A 19,384-nucleotide genomic window follows, 5' to 3' on the forward strand; every position below is an offset into this window, starting at 1 on the left:
AGCTTACACCTCAATAATTTTAAGTAAATCCTGCATATCGTCCAGCATATAGGTAGGGTGATAGGATTGCAATAACGTTTTTCCCTTTAGTGACCAAGCTACACCTGCCGTTTTAACTCCTGCATTCTGACCTGATTCAATATCATGCGAGTTGTCACCGACCATCAATGTTGTCTCCACTTCTGCACCGATTTCCTGCATCGCATTTAATACTGGTTCCGGGTGTGGCTTTGCATGTGTAACATCGTCTAAGGCAATAATCGTATCAAAATAAGTATCAATACCCGTTATTTTCATACCTCTTATTGCTGTTTGACGCATTTTCGTTGTGACTATACCAAGCTTTATCCCATTTTCTTTCAAAAGCTTTAACGTTTCTTTTACATTGGGAAATACCTTTACATAATCATCATGATGTGCAAGATTATGTTCTCGATAAGTAGTGACCATTGCCTCTGCTTTATCCAAATCAATCTTTTCAAACGTTTCTTTTAAAGGAGGTCCATTAAAAGCCAGAATCTCATCATGTGTAAAGGTTAATCCATAATGCTTAAACGTATGGTAAAAGGATTCATTGATTAGTTCATTTGTATCAATTAATGTTCCATCTAAGTCAAATAGTATTGTACGAATGTTCATTGGTGTGTTCCTTCTTTCTTCGACGTTCCACCCGTCTCCAAATATAGGCAACTGCCATTGTTAGCAGGATTGCCGTTAGTAGACGAATGAATAGTAATGGCCAAACAGGGATACCAAGCGGTATGAAGATCAATGTGTCCTCAACAACAGCATGGCATGACACGAGGAATAATAACGCAAGTGTCATATCTCTTTTGGATACGCCATCCTCTTTCACTGCTTGAATCATTAATCCTGCACCATATGCTAGCCCAATGGTAAGCCCCGCAACTAATGTCATAGAAGTGTTCTTCTCCATTCCTAAGGCTTTAGTAAATGGTGCAATGCTATTGGATAATTTTGTTAGCATTCCTTTTTCACGTAGATATTGCATCATAACCATTAAAGGAATAACAATGAGTGCTAATTGTATGACAGCAATGATTGCCGTTTGTAGCCCATGTAACGTAATTTCTCCCCAACCTGTTAAAGCTGTGGACTCTTTTGAAATCAAACCATATTGTGCAAGCTCTGCGCCACCATTCCATACGAGATTAATAATCGTTGCTGAAAGCAATGCCAGACCTACACGCACGCTAATAATTAACCACCATTTAATTCCTACTTTTGAAGCAACTGCAGACTCGATAAATAGGTTGTGAGAGAAAGAAAGCATGATTGCCATGATGAATACTTCTTTTACTGTAAAATCAAAGGAAATAATGGCCGCAATACCTGCATAAAGATTCAATGTATTACCTAGAACTAGTGGTACTGCTGCCTCACCAGATAATCCAATTAACCCCATTAAAGGACTGATTTTTTCAATCAACCAAGGTAAAACAGGTGTATACTGCAGGATTGTCACAAGTAATGTAATTGGAAAAATTACTTTACCTAATGTCCACGTTGTGTGAAGCCCTTGACGTAGTCCTCTTATGAAAATACCCGACATTTTTTGTTTCCCTCTCTCCACGCTGCTATTTTTTCTTCTTTGTATTTTTCTTACCGGTCTTTTTCGATTTATCAGTACTTTCATAGCGTTCTACAACTGTTTTACGACGGTACATTATTAGTAGAGTCGCACCGACGATTAATAGGATAGAAACAACCTGTGCCGTTCTTAATCCCCCGCCATATAAGCTATCTGTACGCATTCCTTCTATAAAGAAGCGACCTACTGAATACGCTGCTAAATAGGTTAAGAATACTGTTCCGCGAATTGGATTTTTTCTCCGTAACCATAATAGTAGAATAAGCACTAGAATATTCCATAGTGATTCGTATAAAAATGTTGGATAGTATACTGTACCCTTTATACACATTTGGTTCATGATAAAGTCAGGTAGTAACGCATGATGCAAATCTAACATCCCTTGATCGGTAATCGCAACACCATGTGCTTCCTGATTCATAAAGTTTCCCCAACGACCAATAGCTTGACCGAGAATTAAGCTTGGTGCAGCAACATCAGCCAACTTCCAAAATGGAACTTTTTTAACACGGGCAAATACGATTGCGGTTAACACAGAACCAATTAGCGCACCGTGAATCGCAATTCCACCTTCCCACACAGCAAAAACCTTCCACCATGGGCCACCTGCATATCGGTCCCATTCAAAGGTTACGTAATAGATTCTTGCACTGAGTATCGCAATCGGTATTGCAAATACAACTAAATCGACAAATAAATCCTTTTTTAATCCAATTCGGTCTGCTTCCTTCATTGCAATATAAAGGCCCAGAAAAGCCCCAGTTGCAATGATGACACCGTACCAGTAAATTGGTAGCGTACCAATTTGGAGGAACACACGATTGAGTTCAGGCGCAGCACAACTCATAAAACTTCACTCCTATTCCATTTCATCTTTTTCTTGTATAATCATATTCGATAATCTTTCTGAAAACTCTTCCGCAGCATTAACACCCATCCGTTTTAATCGGAAATTCATTGCGGCAACCTCAATAATAACTGCTAAGTTACGACCTGGACGAACAGGAATCGTTGCTTTCGGAATCTCTACGTCCATAATTTTCATTTTATCTTCATCAAGACCTAAACGATCATATTGCTTTTTGGAATCCCATATTTCTAGATTAATGATCATTGATATTTTCTTATGACTTCGCACAGATCCTGCACCAAATAAAGTCATAACATTGATAATTCCTAAACCACGAATTTCAAGCAAATGCTCAATTAACGGAGGAGAATTACCAATTAACGTATCATAATCCTCCTGCCTAATCTCGACACTATCATCCGCAACAAGGCGATGTCCTCTTTTCACAAGCTCAAGAGCCGTCTCACTCTTACCAACCCCGCTCTGGCCTGTTATAAGCACACCGACACCGTATATATCCACTAGAACCCCATGAATTGCTGTAAACGGAGCAAATTTTGCTTCCAAATAGTTTGTCAGCCTACTAATAACCCTAGTTGTTTTTCTAGGTGAATGAAGAATTGGTACTCCAGAATTATTGGCAGCATCAATCATGACCTGAGGAATCGCCATCCCTCTTGTAATCACTATTCCAGGAGTAACATCCGTACATAAGCTAGTAATTCTAGCTAATTGCTCCGCAGGACTTAAATCTAAGAAATAAGTCATTTCTGTCTTTCCAATTAACTGAAGACGTTCTTTCGGGTAATATTTAAAATATCCTGTCATCTCAATCCCAGGGCGGGATATATCACTTGTTGTAATTTCTCTATGTATGCCTTCCTCACCAGCTACTAACTCTAAATTGAAATTTTCTAGTAAATCCTTGGTACGTACGATTGTTGTCATTTAATTTTTCCCTCCATACCAGCCTAACTGCTTCATATTGTAGCACACTTTTATAGTAGGAAGGAAAAAAGATGACCTTCCCTAAATCTCCACAATATTAAAAAGCATAGACATAAAATGCCTATGCTAACGGTTGCATACTATTTGGATGTCAATGTATCCTTTACCAGCTTATTTAGTAATAAATTTAAGATGGCGAGAATAACAGCGGCAAGTATAGCAGTTCCAAATCCATCAATTACAAAGGAATCCCCAATAAGAGCCTGTGTAATCATTAGCGTTACCGCATTTATTACAAATAAGAACAGTCCTAATGTAAAAATTGTTAACGGTAGTGTCAGTATAATTAAGATTGGTTTCACAATTAGGTTAAGAACCGACAATATAAGACTTGCAAGCAACGCTGTACCAAAACCATCTAGCTGAAAGGAATCAAATAACTGCGCAACTGTAATTAAAGCCACCGCATTTAATACAATGGTTAAAATACCTCGTAGTAGCATCATTCCACCACCTTTCTGATTTAGGTCTATTATTTATTAATTCGACATTCTTTTAGGTTCTCCTGCTTAGGTTGTCCTTTTCCATATTGTATTTGAATAACGTGTGAAAGATTCCAAGGGAAATTTAGGAGGAGCATATACAAGTGTTTCGTGAATAAAACCTCCATTTGCTTACTGGGTGAACGTAATAAAACTCCCTGCACGTAAGATGTACAGGGAGCTTTATTAATAGTTCCAAATATAAAACTGCTCGTTGCCTAAACGTTGTTTAGCTTGTTCTTTTAAATCATCTGGAATACCATCGCTTTGGTTCCAGCTGCGAATTACTCCGTTTGCCTGCGATTTATGGCAAAGGATTGCTTCCATCTTTTTATCAAAAGCTTCCGTTACATCATTTACAATATCAGGATTGCCAAGCACTTCTGGATAGTTATTACTTATTGCCTGTGCCCAAACGGTCGGACGATGCTCCGGATTCATTAAGCGTACCGCTTCTATTGCAGCAGCTCCCAGTGCATTATGATCTGGATGGACGGCATGATCAGGATAATGTGTAATGACTAAGCTTGGATTAATTTCTTCTAAAATACCTTTTAAATGTTCGGCAACTTCCGTACGATCCTCATATTCCAATGTTTTATCCCGATATCCAAGTAAACGAAGCTCCATATCAAGAACGTTACAAGCTTCCGTTATTTCTTTCTTACGAATGTCAGGGAGTGTTTCACGGTTGGCAAAGGTTGGGGATCCCATATTTCTTCCCATTTCACCTAATGTCCCACACAAGTAGGTTACCGGAACTCCTTGCTCACGAAACTTCACAATCGTACCTGCTGCTCCAAATGATTCATCATCCGGATGTGGGTAAATAACTACAACATGCTTTTCCATCATCTTCACCTTTCTTTCCATCCATTCTAGTAATGAAATGGCGTTTCACTGATTTGTAAAGCAACCATTAAGCGGCCTTCACGGTCATGTCCTGCCATTAATAGTTTTTCATCCTCAAAGATTTCCCAATCAGTTAGGCCTTCCGCATAAATCCAACCCATTTCCATCTTTAAGCCTGCGCGATATGACTTACCATCCCCAACGATTTTAGCTTGTGAAAAACGTACCTTTGTATTGCGAATATATACTCCAACATTATATGCTTTTTCATTGACGTGACTTGCGTATGCACCATTTGTCGTCTCCAAATGAACGTAGACATCTTTATTTATAAAGCGCGCCAGATATTCTTGGACTTTTTCTAGCTCAATCGGTTTCATCTGTCTTCCTCCTTCATCTTCTACTTTTACATTACATAATGAAAGCTATTGCGTCAAAACTTTGAACCTAAGAAAGGCAGCAAGAAATAATTTCTTGCTGCCTTTTAAATCTCATTAGGAACCTACTTTTTCCTTTGCTTTTAGGGCATCCTTCTGTCTCTTTGTATCACGCTCTAAAAGCGGTTTTAAATATTTTCCAGTATAGGATATTTCATGTGCCGCTATTTTCTCAGGTGTTCCTGTGGCTATAATCTGTCCACCACGTGACCCACCTTCTGGCCCAAGGTCAATAATATTATCAGCTGTTTTAATCACATCAAGATTATGTTCAATAATAAGGACCGTATCCCCATTCTCTACAAGGCGCTGAAGAACTTTTAACAGTCTGCTTATATCATCCACATGTAAACCAGTTGTTGGTTCATCTAAAATATACAATGACTTACCATTAGAACGACGATGTAATTCACTTGCAAGCTTCACACGTTGTGCCTCACCACCAGATAGTGTAGTTGCTGGTTGACCTAGCTTCACATAGCCTAATCCAACATCAAATATGGTTTGAAGCTTTCGTTTTATTTTCGGGATATTTGCAAAGAAATCCAATGATTCTTCAATCGTCATCTCGAGCACATCTGCAATGCTTTTCCCCTTGTATTTCACATCTAGTGTTTCACGATTATATCGCTTTCCATGGCAAACTTCACACGGAACATAGACATCAGGTAGGAAATGCATTTCAATTTTTATTATTCCATCACCACGACATGCCTCACAGCGTCCACCCTTGACATTAAAGCTAAATCGACCTTTTTTATAGCCGCGAACTTTTGCTTCATTTGTTGATGCAAAGACATCACGTATATCATCAAATACTCCAGTATAGGTTGCTGGATTCGATCGTGGTGTACGACCAATTGGCGATTGGTCGATATCAATGACTTTCTCAATATGTTCTATACCTTTAATTTGCTTATGCTGTCCTGGACGGTGTTTGCCACGATAAAGCTCCTTCGCCAAGCCTTTATAAATGATTTCATTTACTAATGTACTTTTTCCAGAGCCCGATACCCCCGTTACAACAGTCATCAGACCAACTGGTATTTTGGCAGAAACATTTTTTAGGTTATTTTCTGATGCTCCAATGACTTCAATAAACCGTTTGTCTGCCTTTCTTCGTTTTGTTGGGAGAGGAATATATTTTTTGCCGGATAAATACTGGCCAGTAAGAGATTTTTCATCCTTCATAACCTCTTCCGGTGTTCCACTTGCAACTATTTGACCACCATGTTCTCCTGCACCAGGTCCAATATCAATTAGCCAGTCTGCAGCAAGCATCGTATCTTCATCATGCTCGACAACGATAAGGGAGTTATCTAAATCTCGCATATTTTTCAGCGTATCAATTAAACGATCATTATCACGTTGATGCAGCCCAATGGAAGGCTCATCAAGTACATATAAAACCCCAGTTAATGCAGAGCCTATTTGGGTAGCTAGTCTTATTCGCTGTGCTTCACCGCCTGAGAGAGTTCCTGCTGCACGAGCTAATGTTAAGTAATCTAGTCCAACATTATATAGAAATTCTAGTCGATTATTAATCTCTTTTAAAATTAATCGTGCGATTTGCTCTTCCTTCTCGGTTAGGCTTAAGCCTTGAAAGAAGCTCATGGCTTCTGTTATTGAAAACTCTGTCACCTGACTAATATGATGCTTATCAATCAGTACTGCTAGTGCTTCCTCTTTTAAGCGATATCCTTTACAGGCAGGGCAATTTTTTTGAGACATATATTTTTCTAGATTCTCACGAATGAAATCAGAGGTCGTTTCTTTGTAACGACGAGCTACATTATTTAATACTCCTTCAAATTCAATCATATTATCTCGTATATTTCCAAATTCATTTTCATAATGGAAATGAATCTTCTCTTTGCCACTTCCATGTAACAGCTTATCCATTTGTCCCTTCGGAATGTCCTTTACCGGAATATCCATATTAATTCCATAATGCTCACAAACACTTTTTAATAATTGTGGATAGTATTGTGAGCTAATTGGTTCCCATGGCGCTATTGCATGTTCATTTAACGTCTTATCCCAATCAGGAATGACTAAGTCAGGATCCACGACTAGGTTCGTTCCTAATCCATCACATGTTGGACAAGCTCCAAATGGACTGTTAAAAGAAAATAACCTCGGCTCTAGTTCACCGATGGAAAATCCACAAATTGGGCAAGCATGATTTTCACTGAATACTAACTCCTCTTGATCAATCACATCTACAATGATTTTTCCTTCGCCTAATTCAAGAGCCGTTTCTATTGAATCACTAAGACGTCCCGCAACACCGTCTTTCACCACGATTCTATCAACAACCACTTCAATGGAATGCTTTTTATTCTTTTCTAGCTTAATATCTTCTGTTACCTCTCGCATTTCCTTATCAACACGGATACGGACATAACCTTCTTGTCTTAGTTTTTCAAAAACCTTAACATGCTCACCCTTCCTCCCCGAAACTACCGGAGCAAGAATTTGTAGCTTTGTTCTCTCCGGGAATTCTAAAATCCTATCAACCATTTGTTGAACTGTTTGAGAGGAGATTTCAATCCCATGTGTTGGACAAGTAGGTCTACCGACTCTTGCAAATAGCAATCTTAAATAATCGTAAATTTCTGTTACTGTTCCAACTGTCGAGCGCGGATTTCTACTTGTAGTTTTTTGATCAATTGAAATGGCTGGTGATAAGCCATCAATCGTGTCCACATCAGGCTTATCCATTTGCCCAAGAAATTGACGAGCATAGGCAGACAAAGACTCTACATAACGTCTTTGTCCCTCTGCATAAATGGTATCAAATGCTAAAGAAGATTTACCTGAACCAGATAATCCAGTTAGGACAACTAGTTTATTTTTTGGTATTGAGATATCAATATTTTTTAAATTATGTGCACGAGCACCTTTTATATTTATCATTTTACTTGGCATATACAGGTCATCCTTCCGCTTTAAGTTCAAATAGAACATCACGTAGCTCTGCTGCTTTCTCAAAATCAAGCGCTTTTGCAGCTTCTCGCATTTCTTTTTCCATTTGCTCGATTACTTTTTCTCTTTCCTTTTTCGTTAGCTTTGTAATACGCTTTGTATCGTCAGCGTATTCTTCCTTTTCTTCCGCTGCGATTGTTGCTCTTATAACATCACGTACATCCTTCTTAATCGTTTTCGGTATAATGTTATGTTCTGTATTATAGGCCATCTGTTTTTCACGACGACGATTCGTTTCATCAATAGCACGCTCCATTGAATCTGTGATTTTATCAGCGTACATAATAACACGACCATTTTCATTACGTGCTGCACGACCCATTGTTTGAATAAGTGACCGTTCAGACCGTAAAAAACCTTCCTTATCTGCATCTAATATAGTTACTAATGATACTTCTGGAATATCAAGGCCTTCTCTTAATAGATTGATTCCGACAAGCACATCATATTTTCCAACACGAAGGTCCCGAATTACTTCAATCCGTTCTAATGTTTTAATCTCTGAATGTAGGTATGCAATCTTAATTCCAACCTCTTTTAAGTAATCCGTGAGGTCCTCAGACATTTTCTTCGTTAATGTGGTTACAAGTACCCGTTCATTACGATCAACACGCTTATTGATTTCGCCGATTAAATCATCAATTTGCCCCTCTATTGGACGCACTTCTACTTCTGGATCTAATAATCCGGTTGGTCGAATGATTTGTTCAGTCATCTCCGGAGTATGTTCTAACTCATATGGTCCAGGTGTTGCAGACACATAAATAATTTGACTTATCTTCTTTTCGAATTCCTCAAACTTCAATGGACGATTATCAAGCGCAGAAGGTAAACGGAACCCATGATCGACAAGAACTTGTTTCCTTGCCTGGTCTCCATTATACATACCTCTAATCTGCGGCAGAGTAACATGTGATTCATCCACTACCACTAAGAAATCTTCTGGAAAGAAGTCTATTAACGTATATGGCGTTGCTCCCGCTTCACGTAATGTCAAATGTCTAGAATAGTTTTCAATGCCCGAACAAAATCCCATTTCTCGCATCATCTCTAAATCATAATTAGTTCGTTGCTCTAATCGTTGAGCCTCTAATAGTTTATTATTACTTCGGAGCTCCTCTAATCGCTCCTCTAATTCTTTTTCAATATTAGCAATCGCAAGCTTCATCTTTTCTTCACGAGTAACAAAGTGAGATGCTGGAAATATTGCAACATGCTCTCGATCACCTATTATCTCACCAGTTAGGGCATCAACCTCACGAATTCTGTCAATTTCATCACCAAAGAATTCAACGCGAATACAATGCTCTTCATGGGAAGCAGGAATGATCTCAACGGAATCTCCACGTACCCGAAACGTTCCACGTTGGAAATTGATATCATTACGCGCATACTGAATGTCTACTAAATCGCGCAAGAGCTGATCCCGGTCTTTTTCCATTCCCATTCGTAACGATAATACTTGGCTACGATATTCTTCCGGTGAACCTAACCCATATATACAAGATACACTCGCTACAATTAGAACATCATTTCGTTCAAAGAGTGCTGATGTTGCTGAGTGTCTTAACTTATCAATTTCATCATTAATGCTGGCATCTTTTTCAATAAATGTATCGGTGGAAGGCACATATGCTTCTGGCTGATAATAATCATAATAGCTTACAAAATATTCCACAGCATTATTCGGGAAGAATTCCTTAAACTCACTATATAATTGACCAGCTAATGTCTTGTTATGGGCAATTACTAATGTAGGTCGATTTATCTCTCTCACCACATTCGATACGGTGAATGTTTTCCCTGTACCTGTTGCACCCAACAATGTTTGATGGCGTTGACCAGCTAAAACTTTTTCTACCAGTTCTGCTATTGCTTTTGGTTGATCACCACGAGGCTCATATTTTGACACGAGCTCGAAAGTATTATTTTCCAAAGCCTTCCCTCCGTTCCAGTTACTGCTAATAGTGTACCATAAATCTAAACCTATTTTAACATAAATGCGAACGAACATTCGATTTTTTTGACTAAAAAAACTATTATTTATTGTACCCTATCTAATGAATGGAATAGACCCAAAAAATAAAAAACAACTGCTGACATTATTCAGCAGTTGAACAAATCTCTTGTAGAATAGCCGATAACGGTCTATTCTCCAAATGGTTATGATAGGTCTCTAACTTTTCTCGATAGTTTTTTTGGAGCATTTCATCCTCGAAAAAATCAATTACCTGCTTCTCAATTGATTCGTTAAACGTATCCATTGTCAAAATTACCCCAAGCTCCTTTAGTTGTCTTTCATTTACCTTTTCTTGGCCTGGTAAAGCGTTACCTGTAAATACTGGAATATGCTTCATCAAACATTCACTAATCGTCACACCCCCAGGCTTTGTGATGACGGCATCTGCTTGATTATAAATTTCATTCATTTCCACTTTACTACTAACATAGGGTATCGGGTTAATGGATGGATGATTTCGTCGCCTTAAATTATGGTACAGTCTTTCATTTTTCCCACATAACACAGAATACTTTACAGTTGGATTCTCAGGAATGAGCTTCTCAATAGACCCTACTCCTAGACTTCCACCTGTAATCAATACATGGATTTGATTTGTTGGTAATGATAGAGGTTTTGGTTTAAGAAATACGGGATGAACAGGAATTCCCGTGACATATATGGTTGATTCATCGACTCCCAATTCCAAAAGAAATTTCTTAACAGTTATAGAAGGAACAAAATGATAATCAATTCCTTCAATTCCCCAAACACGGTTTATAAAGAAATCGGTGTAGACATTCACCGTATTGGCTCGAAGCTTATTTTTACACTTTAAGATACTCGAAATATTAGACGGCAAGGCATGCGTACAAAACAGAATTCTTGGCTCATTTTCATTGATTAATCGTTTGAAATACGGTGTGAACATTGCCTCATACAAAAGCTGTCTTGAACGTTTCGTTTGATTTTTCACTGCTAAATAATTGTATAGCCAGTCATAGGCTTTAGGCATTTTTTTTATCCATGATAAATAGGTCGCCGAAACAAGTCTTTCCATTTTCCCATAACTGTAGGAAAGTATATCTACCTTTTCACAATTAAAGGTTTCAATCGCCAGCTGTAGCTCCTCAATAACTGCATCTGCCACGTGATGATGACCGGTTGGGATTTGCATAAATGGTAGAAATAATGCTTCGTCCTTTGGCTTAGTATCCATTTACTTCACTCCATCATACAGTACAATTGAATCCCTTCATTTACCAATGCCACCGACTGAAGAAGCATGATATAATCCTGTTCGGGGAGGAATTCAAATGATCTATATTATTTCTACAATACTACTAATTATCATTAGTTATTTCATATATAAAGCAAATCAAAACACAAAAGATATAAAAATTAATAAAGTACAAATTACAACAAAACAGCCAGCCAAACAATCCAATATATCTATCCTACACTTATCTGATCTACACTTAGAAAACATCTCCATTTCACCACTGGAATTAGCAGCAAAGTTACAAAACGAAAAACCAGATCTTATCGCATTAACTGGTGATTTCCTAGACCGAAAAAGAAGCATTCCGAAGTTAGTTCCATATTTAGAGGTTTTGCAAGCTATGCAGCCGAAATACGGAATTTATGCAGTTCTCGGTAATCATGACTATGTTTTAAGAGATAAGAACTTATTACGATTAAAGGATCTTTTAATTCAATATGGATGCATTGTCATGCAGAATACAAGTGAGACCTTCTATATGAATAATCAAGCGATTAATATTATTGGAATTGATGACTACAGTACAAATCGAAGCGATCTTCCAAAATCCTTTCAAGATGTTAAAGATGGCATTAACATTGTATTAACCCATGATCCAAATGTCGTGCTAGAAATGGATGAATACCGATTCGATTATTTACTAGCTGGGCATTTCCATGGTGGTCAAATCCTTTATCCAAAAGCTTATCACCTAGTGAAAATGGGTAAGCTCCCACGACTTAACGTTGTTAAGGGATTGCATATGCACAATGATTCGCCATTTTATATTAGTGAAGGTCTTGGCCAAACGGGTGTAAATATCCGTGTGGGTAGTCGACCAGAAATAACGATGCATGATGTAGCCATTTAAGTGATTTAAGTTAACTTAGATGATATCTAGTGATTAGCTCATCCTTGGACATGAATAGATAAACAGGTTTTGCATGTCCGGATGAGCTAGCTAGATAATTAATTGGTGCAAAAGTAAGACGTTTATAATTACGATAAAATGGGTTATCAATCGATACACATTCAAATCCTAATCGACTAGAACCTTTATGCAAGGTCGTTATCCCAATTATCCCCTTTATCTCCGGATATCGTGTATGGTTTCGTACATAATTCGCAAGCATCGGTAAAGAACGTTTTATCATATGATAAATATACACTGCCCGCTTTGTATCACTTGACACCGTAAAGAGCTCATTCATTATTTTTACATTGTGAAGGTGAATCTTAATTAACAAATCCTCCTTGTTAATCACTGTACCATCCTTTAATACCGTACGCTTCCCCTTATATCTAGTTAAACGAACCCGAAACAATGTTCTACGCTCATCTGAATCTGAAACATATCGCAATCTAGTACAGGTGTAATATACAGGGTCTAGTGCGTTCCAAACCCCTAATAAATAGCTTTTCATTCATATAATTATCCTTTCTGTAAATATTTTGCATTTTATAGTTTGCATGAAAAGAAAAAAAATATGAGAAGTTCCCCCATCCATTTTAGTCTTAGTATGCTAAAAAATCCGCATCACATAATCGTGATACGGATTTTTTTAACTATTTTTTCGATGAGGCTCTCCAGCAAATACAAGCCCTAATTCATGATGGTCACCTTCATATAAGGCACTTTGGACAAATCGGATTTCACCATTTGTATCCAGTAGCTCTATTTTAAAGAAGGAACCGGTTTGTTGAAGCGCTTCATATATATCATCTTCTTTATAAATCCTATTCCCATTAACCTTTGATACAGTCTCACCAATCAAGATATTTAACCGATCTGCAGGAGAACCGGGAATGATACCCAATACTTTTAATCCATCGTTTGTATGATTAAAATAAGGTCTTTTCGTGTGGTCCTTCATTCGGGATCGATAATTAATAATTTCTCTTCCGAGTATCGCTAATAACACAGCAATAATAGAGAGCCACGGAACAAAAATGCTTCCTATCGCAAACCCTAAAACCACTATTGCTAGCCAAAATATTGCTTTTGCTAAATGTTGTGCCGTAACATGTGGTAATGTTCCTTTTACTGCATGTTCAAATCCCAGCATAAAGGGAATAAGAACCAACGCATAGTTTTCTTCACCGATTGCTAAGTATGGCCAATAAGGTGCAAAAGGTTCAATTAAGCCTGCTGGAATAAGTACGAAAAATGGAATAATTGCTACTTTCTTTATAATATGTCTCCCAATCCAGCTACCTCGTTCCCCTAATATCAAACTAGGATATGTTTCATTTTGCCTTGTTCTACTGAATAACTGTGCTTCCACAAATAAAAATAAGCCTAGTAAAATGGTCAGTGCTGTAAAATTCGTATCAAAGTCAAGATTGATAGTCGTAACATACTCCGATAAATAAGGTAGGCCAAGTAAAACAAAGTAGGAGATTCCAATGGTATAGCTAGGTGATAGCAAAGTAAACCGTAGTAACATGCTAGAAATTATCATGACAATACTCAAGACGATAATCGTTTCATAGGTAAAAACAAAACCAATTCCAACCGTCATAACAGAAAACAATAAACCAATTAAGATGGATATTCCAATTGTATCTCGCCATTCCGAGAATATATCAAATATCTTTGTTCCAAAGTTGCTTCTTTCTCGCTTAACCCTTCTAATTCCTACAATAATTATAAAGGCAAACGACCAGTATAAAAGTGGATTTAGAAACAATTTGCCGATTCCTTTTCCAATTTCCAATAACCAATCCTGTATCATGTCGTCATCACCTTCCCCATGCAATGCTGTCGATTACATCTATTCTAATTATAACCTTATATATTCGCCATTTGTCGAATTTTTTCCTGCTTTTGCTTACCAAAACATTATTTTCTTAATCAAGATAAAAGGAATCCGCGAATGAATTTCACGGATTCCATGATACTTACTTATACAATTCCTCTAACGCCCTATCAAGCTGCACATCATCTTCACCGCTGCGAATCTTTTCAACAACCTTCAGCTCAAGTGCACTTGCAGTTTCCTGGTCCACAACACCAGTAGCTTCTAAATCGTTTTCCTGTTGAAAGGCGATAACAGCCTCTTCCGTAACTTTATTAAAGTAACCATCTGTACGATCCGTCTCATACCCTAATCCATTAAGCATGATTTGGACGTTAGCAATTTTCACATCAGACTGGTCATAAGCAAGAGGCTCTTCAATTTGAACTGGATTTGTATAGAAATATTCTGGTTGTTCCACCTCTACTGTTGGCTCTACTCCAGTCTCATGAATCCAAGTTCCCTCTGGTGACAGCCATTTATAGAATGTTAATTTTATTGTACTTCCGTCTCCCAATGGAACTGCTTGTTGTACAGTTCCTTTACCGAAGCTAGTAGTACCTACTATATCATAGCCTATTTCTTTTAATGCTACTGCCAAGATTTCCGATGCCGAAGCACTTCCTTCATTGACTACAACACTAATTGGATAGTCTTTCTTTTCCTTCAGCTTAGAATAGTAAGGTGTTTTTTTACCTTCTTGATCCTCAATCTGAACGTATGGGACATCCTCTGGTACAAAATTCATTAAAATTTCTTCAACCGAATTTAGAAGTCCACCAGGATTACCACGAACATCAATAATCAAGCCTTCAATTCCCTCATCCTCTAAGGCTTGTAACTGTGTATTAAAGTCTTGTGAAGTTGTTTCTGCAAAGTTTGTGAGTTCAATAATTCCTGTTTTCTTACCATCGATTGTCTTCGTTTCTGAGTATACAGTCTCAATTGGAATAGTATCGCGTACTATTGTCATTTCGAACGGCTCTGCAGTTCCTTCTCGTAGAATTGTCAGAACAACCTCTGAACCTTTTTCACCACGTATTTTTGCTACTGCTTCATTTAAATCAAGCCCTTCAAGCGATTCACCATCAACTTCAAGCACTTGGTCGTTCGGTCTTAACCCAGCTTTTTCTGCAGGAGAGTCCTTAATTGGGGAAACGATGGTAACCATGCCATTCACCATGCTAACCTCTGCACCAATTCCTTCAAAGGAGGACTCAATTTGCTCGTTAAACTGCTTCATGGTTTCGACATCCATGTATGTACTGTAAGGATCACCTAATGTTGCTAGCATTCCCTCAATTGCACCTTCAATTAATTGCTGTTCATCTGCACCCTCTAAATAATTATCCTTAATTAAATTATATGCCTGTGTTACCTTTGACCATTGTTCTGGTATTTCTGACTGATTTTCGGTAGCATTCTCTCCATTTGTATCATTATCAGCAGTTTCATTCTCCTCAACTTGCTGATCAGCTTGGTCCGGTTTTGCCAACGTCATTCCAAGATAAGCTCCAGCAAAACCTAATAGTAATGCACCAACTAATATAAGTACGATATGGACTTTATGTAATTTCATTTCATCACCTCAGTATTATTTATATGTTAAGTCTGTCTTCAAAAAGCTTAAAAATGCAAAAAAGTAATGTTTAAACGACATTTATTAAAATGTTTATTCAAACTAGTTATTCTATAATCATATCGAAAAAATCCATAATAAGCCAAACTTTTTCACTTTAAGAAGAAATTTATTAAATAAGTTTTGAAAGAAAAAGACATTACACCTATGTGTAATGCCTCTTCACTATTCTTATGGCAGGTAATTTAATGGATTCACGACATTCGAGTTCGGAGGATAGAAACCAATCCAACCACCCTTATGTACTTCAAAATGTAAGTGTGGTCCGGTACTATTTCCGGTGCTGCCTATATAACCAATAAGATCACCTTGTTGAACTACTTGTCCATCACTTATTGCATAGCCGCTTAAATGTGCATATAACGTAGTGTAATTATCATTCACGACTAGTATATGATTCCCATATGTCCAGGATAGGTTTCCTTTTACAGCTATACCAGAAGTTGCTGCATAAACTGGTGTTCCAGTTCCGCCAGCAATATCAATACCGAGGTGAAAATCACCAGGAACCCCTGTTACTGGATCCACTCGATAACTATATCCAGAGGATAGTCTTCCATTTGCTGGCCATATTAAATCTGTACCTGATGGAGATGGTTGAGATAGAAGCTCTAACTCACTCTCGGCTAGTTGCTTTGCCTTTTCCTTCGCTTGTGCTTGCAGATTTAACATTGCTTGTTCATCTTCTAGTGTAAACATGTACTCTTCAAGATGGTTATGTTCTTCCTCAAGCTGTGCCATTAAGGTTTCTTTTTCAGCTACTTGTTGGTCGAGCTGGTCCTGTAGTGCTACTAATTCTTGTTTTTGACCTTCCAGTGCTAGCTTTTTATCTTCCACTTCTGATTTCTTGTTTTCAACTTCAGTTTTATTATCTTCTACAGCTACTTTTTTCGCTTCTACTTCTTTTTTATCATTGGCCAATTTTTCCATAATGGTTTTATCTTGATCCATCATGATGTTAACTGCAGCTGTTCTAGTAATGAAATCAGAAAAACTAGATGAACCTAGAAGTACTTCTAAGTACATCATTTTTCCACCGCTTTTTTGAATCGAACGAAGACGGTCAGCAAGTAATGCCTCGCGTTCTTCGATTCGATCCAACAAAGCTTCAATATCAGATTTTAATTGTTCAATTTCTTGTTTTAGCTCCTCTATTTTTCCAGTGAGCTCATTAATCTCGTTATTCGTAGCATCAATTTCATTTTCCTTTGATTCAATTGAGGCTCTTGTTTCGTCCAATTTTTGATCAAGTGAATCTATTTGTTCTTGTACAGTAGCTTGTTGATCTAAATTTTCGTCAATCTTCTCTTGTGTTTCACTTTGAGAGTCTTGTAATTCTTCTTTTTCCTCTTCAAGCTGTAGCTGTTCTTTTTCTAAATTCTCAATCTCCTGTTGAATATCTTCAGCAGTTTGAGCAGAAACAGTGTCCCAGTCTACATATAGAGAGCTTATTAACAAAAGACCAATCAACAAACCTATTCCAAATTTTTTCTTCATCGATTATCCCCTGCCCTTCAAACAAACTATCTATCTAAAAAACTTGCATGCCTTAAACCTTTAAGAATTTACGAACACTCATAAGACTTCCCCAAATTCCAATTCCTGCACCAACAGCTAAAATAATTAGCGCAAGCTGCCATGCAAACGGATTGAATGGTAACATCTCTACGAATCCAATTGAACTTATTCCACCAACACTATTTTCAATTAGTTTATAGCCTGCAAGTACTGTTACAACTGGAATAATCGACCCTAATAGGCCTAATAGTAATCCCTCAATAAAGAAAGGCCCGCGAATAAAACCATTCGTTGCTCCTACTAATTTCATGATTCCAATCTCTGTGCTTCTAGCCATAATGGTTAATTTAATCGTATTAGAGATCAAGAAGATTGCTGTTAATACGAGTCCTGCAATGAGGACTATTCCTATTGTTCTTGCATAGCTCGTAAATTTAAATAGATTTTGAGCAACTTCCTGTCCATATGTTACTGAATCTACATACTCAAGATTTGCTACTTCATCAGCAATCATTTGCGTATCTTGTGGATCGACTGCTTTCAAAATATACGCATGATTTAATGGGTTTTCTTGCTCGAATAATTCCCAGGCTGCTCCACCCTCACCCATGCTTTCAATTAGGCTATCTAATTCCTCATCCTTTGAGGAGAATACCACTGATTCAATACCTTCGATTTTTTCAATTTCTTCTTTCAGTGTAATGACTTGTTCATCATTAGCGGTTAAATCAATCAACACTTTCACTACGACATCATCTTCAATTTTGTTGGCCATGTGATTAAGGTTTAAGATTAATCCAAGAAATGCACCAACTAATATCAAAGTCATGGTTACTGCACCGACAGATGCAACTGTCATCCAACCATTACGAAATATGTTCTTTCCGCCTTCTCGAAAATGTCTCTTAATTGTTCTAGCCTTCATAACCATAATCACCTCGATGTTCATCTCTCACAATTAGACCATCTTCTATTGCAATGACACGTTTTTTAATTGTATTTACAATTTCCTTACTATGAGTAGCCATAATAATAGTCGTTCCACTATTATTGATTTCTTCAAACACGCGCATAATATCCCATGACGTTTCTGGATCAAGGTTACCTGTAGGCTCGTCCGCAATAACAATTTTCGGATGATTCACGATAGCACGAGCAATTGACACACGTTGTTGCTCTCCACCAGATAGCTCTCTTGGGAAAAATCTTGCTTTATTTTTAAGACCAACTAAATCTAATACTTCCATTACACGCTTACGAATATTACGAGGAGTCTCTTCAATTACTTCCAACGCAAATGCTACGTTTTCATAGACTGATAGCTTTGGTAGTAGACGGAAGTCTTGGAAGATAACACCAATATTTCTACGTAATAGAGGGACTTCTTTCTCCGCTATTTGATTAACCTCTTTATTGTTAATGAAAAGTGTTCCTTTTGAAGGTTTAATTTCGCGGTACATCAATTTAATAAATGAGGACTTACCCGCACCACTTGGACCAACAATATAGACAAATTCACCTTGGTTAATTTCAACATTGATGCCATTAAGTGCCGTTACACCATTATCATACGTCTTATATACGTCTTTCATTAGAATCATATTTAATCACCTTTATCATAAAATAGTCAAAAAGTCTTATATTACTCATCTTTCTTATACATTATAACATCAATCGGCAACTTTTTTTGACAAAAAAATATTACATTTATATTTCAATCGTAAAAAACGATAATTACTTTGTAGAATTTTGTCGTTTTTAAAAGAAAACTAGTACATTGGTAGGGTGTCTCGAGGAGTAAGAAAAAACATACAAAAGAGGCTGGGACAAAACCCCAGTAAAATAAAAAGTGGTGTTCACCAAAACCGGTGAATACCACTTTTTTTGCACACAAAAAGGACACCTTTTGATAAAATTAAAGTAACCACACAATAATTTAC

The 19,384-nt window shown here is 37.4% G+C and carries 17 protein-coding genes; 1 reads left to right on the forward strand and 16 read right to left on the reverse strand.

All coding sequences use genetic code 11. The annotated features are described in order from the left end of the window. Window positions 1-3 precede the first annotated feature (3 nt). From ppaX to ABC228_RS15205, 10 genes are all read right to left on the reverse strand, one after another. Window positions 4-639 carry a pyrophosphatase PpaX gene (gene ppaX / locus ABC228_RS15160; RefSeq protein WP_345825999.1) on the reverse strand — a complete coding sequence of 212 codons (636 nt, stop codon included), beginning with the start codon at window positions 637-639 and terminating at the stop codon, window positions 4-6. Then, window positions 614-1,573, reverse strand: a complete 960-nt coding sequence (locus ABC228_RS15165; protein WP_345826000.1) for a nucleoside recognition domain-containing protein — start codon at window positions 1,571-1,573, stop codon at window positions 614-616. Before ABC228_RS15165 ends, ppaX begins: the two co-directional genes overlap by 26 nt. A 25-nt stretch (window positions 1,574-1,598) precedes the next feature. Continuing rightward, window positions 1,599-2,459 (reverse strand): prolipoprotein diacylglyceryl transferase, encoded by an 861-nt coding sequence (gene lgt / locus ABC228_RS15170; protein ID WP_345826001.1) that lies wholly within the window; start codon window positions 2,457-2,459, stop codon window positions 1,599-1,601. Between the two features lie 12 nt (window positions 2,460-2,471). Continuing rightward, entirely contained in the window at window positions 2,472-3,410 is a 939-nt protein-coding gene (gene hprK / locus ABC228_RS15175; RefSeq protein ID WP_345826002.1) for an HPr(Ser) kinase/phosphatase, read from the reverse strand. 140 nt (window positions 3,411-3,550) lie between these two features. Then, window positions 3,551-3,913, reverse strand: a complete 363-nt coding sequence (locus tag ABC228_RS15180) for a phage holin family protein (protein ID WP_345826022.1) — start codon at window positions 3,911-3,913, stop codon at window positions 3,551-3,553. A 225-nt stretch (window positions 3,914-4,138) separates the two neighbouring features. Then, window positions 4,139-4,804, reverse strand: coding sequence for a bacillithiol biosynthesis deacetylase BshB2 (bshB2, locus tag ABC228_RS15185; protein WP_345826023.1), 666 nt, complete (start codon window positions 4,802-4,804; stop codon window positions 4,139-4,141). A gap of 26 nt (window positions 4,805-4,830) precedes the next feature. Then, entirely contained in the window at window positions 4,831-5,184 is a 354-nt protein-coding gene (locus ABC228_RS15190; protein WP_345826003.1) for a YojF family protein, read from the reverse strand. 114 nt (window positions 5,185-5,298) lie between these two features. Continuing rightward, complete coding sequence (gene uvrA, locus ABC228_RS15195) at window positions 5,299-8,172, reverse strand: excinuclease ABC subunit UvrA (RefSeq protein WP_345826004.1); 2,874 nt, start codon at window positions 8,170-8,172, stop codon at window positions 5,299-5,301. A gap of 7 nt (window positions 8,173-8,179) precedes the next feature. Continuing rightward, window positions 8,180-10,165, reverse strand: a complete 1,986-nt coding sequence (uvrB, locus tag ABC228_RS15200) for an excinuclease ABC subunit UvrB (protein ID WP_345826005.1) — start codon at window positions 10,163-10,165, stop codon at window positions 8,180-8,182. 166 nt (window positions 10,166-10,331) lie between these two features. Next, the gene (locus ABC228_RS15205; protein ID WP_345826006.1) at window positions 10,332-11,447 is read right to left on the reverse strand and encodes an MGDG synthase family glycosyltransferase; all 1,116 of its coding nucleotides are present in this window, start codon (window positions 11,445-11,447) and stop codon (window positions 10,332-10,334) included. A gap of 97 nt (window positions 11,448-11,544) precedes the next feature. On the opposite strand from ABC228_RS15205, the gene ABC228_RS15210 reads away from it, so the two are divergent. Continuing rightward, window positions 11,545-12,360, forward strand: a complete 816-nt coding sequence (locus tag ABC228_RS15210; protein WP_345826007.1) for a metallophosphoesterase — start codon at window positions 11,545-11,547, stop codon at window positions 12,358-12,360. A 10-nt stretch (window positions 12,361-12,370) separates the two neighbouring features. Here ABC228_RS15210 and ABC228_RS15215 read toward each other — a convergent pair whose 3' ends face one another. The 6 genes from ABC228_RS15215 to ftsE all read right to left on the reverse strand — a co-directional run bounded on the left by ABC228_RS15215 (window position 12,371) and on the right by ftsE (window position 19,045). After that, on the reverse strand, window positions 12,371-12,913 hold the full coding sequence (locus ABC228_RS15215) for a YkoP family protein (protein WP_345826008.1): 543 nt from the start codon (window positions 12,911-12,913) through the stop codon (window positions 12,371-12,373). 138 nt (window positions 12,914-13,051) lie between these two features. Next, window positions 13,052-14,224 (reverse strand): PDZ domain-containing protein, encoded by a 1,173-nt coding sequence (locus tag ABC228_RS15220; protein ID WP_345826009.1) that lies wholly within the window; start codon window positions 14,222-14,224, stop codon window positions 13,052-13,054. A gap of 166 nt (window positions 14,225-14,390) precedes the next feature. Beyond that, window positions 14,391-15,866 (reverse strand): S41 family peptidase, encoded by a 1,476-nt coding sequence (locus ABC228_RS15225; RefSeq protein ID WP_345826010.1) that lies wholly within the window; start codon window positions 15,864-15,866, stop codon window positions 14,391-14,393. A 231-nt stretch (window positions 15,867-16,097) separates the two neighbouring features. Further along, the gene (locus tag ABC228_RS15230) at window positions 16,098-17,423 is read right to left on the reverse strand and encodes a murein hydrolase activator EnvC family protein (RefSeq protein WP_345826011.1); all 1,326 of its coding nucleotides are present in this window, start codon (window positions 17,421-17,423) and stop codon (window positions 16,098-16,100) included. 52 nt (window positions 17,424-17,475) lie between these two features. Further along, window positions 17,476-18,369: a permease-like cell division protein FtsX gene (gene ftsX, locus ABC228_RS15235; RefSeq protein WP_345826012.1), complete on the reverse strand. Its 894-nt coding sequence runs from the start codon at window positions 18,367-18,369 to the stop codon at window positions 17,476-17,478. Further along, window positions 18,359-19,045: a cell division ATP-binding protein FtsE gene (ftsE, locus tag ABC228_RS15240; RefSeq protein WP_345826013.1), complete on the reverse strand. Its 687-nt coding sequence runs from the start codon at window positions 19,043-19,045 to the stop codon at window positions 18,359-18,361. Before ftsE ends, ftsX begins: the two co-directional genes overlap by 11 nt. Window positions 19,046-19,384: the final 339 nt, after the last annotated feature.

Source organism: Ornithinibacillus xuwenensis, assembly GCF_039614845.1.
In the GTDB taxonomy this organism is placed as follows: Bacteria; Bacillota; Bacilli; order Bacillales; family Amphibacillaceae; genus Ornithinibacillus; species Ornithinibacillus xuwenensis.